This window comes from Protofrankia sp. Cas4 (assembly GCF_963555915.1).
Taxonomy (GTDB): Bacteria; Actinomycetota; Actinomycetes; order Frankiales; family Frankiaceae; genus Protofrankia.
This window is the reverse complement of sequence record NZ_CAUVXL010000270.1, coordinates 1-632: the sequence shown is the minus strand read 5'-3', so window position 1 is coordinate 632 and position 632 is coordinate 1. Positions and strand designations below refer to the sequence as shown.

1 protein-coding gene is annotated in these 632 nt (G+C 74.2%); it reads right to left on the bottom strand.

The window, feature by feature from the left end; genetic code table 11:
• Window positions 1–632: HNH endonuclease signature motif containing protein (locus U9979_RS24375; protein ID WP_322781123.1), on the bottom strand; the 632-nt coding region annotated here is incomplete at both ends.

The window sequence follows — 632 nt, the reverse complement described above, 5'->3', positions numbered from 1 at the left end:
GCTGTGGTGGAGTGTTCGGTGGTGTTGGCCGCAGGTCAGTACGAGGTTGTTCAGGGCGGTGTGGCCTCCGTGGGACCATTCGATGATGTGGTGGGCTTCGCACCAGCCGGGTGGTCGGTCGCAGCCGGGGTAGGTGCAGCAGCGGTCGCGGGCGATCAGGGCGCGGCGTAGGGCGGGGGGCACGATCCGTTGGGTGCGGCCGATGTCCAATGGCACGCCGGTGGGGTCGAGCAGGAGGCGGACGAGTTCGGCGTCGCACAGGAGCCGGGCGAGGACCGTGGCGGGTAGGGGGAGGCCCCAGCCGTTGTCCGCGGGTGGCGCGCCGGGTTCGCCGAGGAGCGCGGGCAGGGGTGCCAGGACGGTGACGTGGGGGCGGTAGCCGCCCTGGGTCGGCAGGGTGTCGGTGTGCAACGCCCGAGTGATCAGTTCGATGAGGGCGTCGGCGCGGCGTCGGGCTGGGGAGCGGCGGTCCCGCTCGCCGCCGCCGCCGCTGTCAGCCGTGCCGCCCGTACTGCCGGCGTTGTCGGCGCCGGCACTGTCGGGGTTGGAAGCACCGCCGGCGGGGCGGGGTGCGGTCAGCGGATCCAGCGCGGCCCGCAGGATCGCGGCAGCTTCGGCGTCCAGCGTGCCGC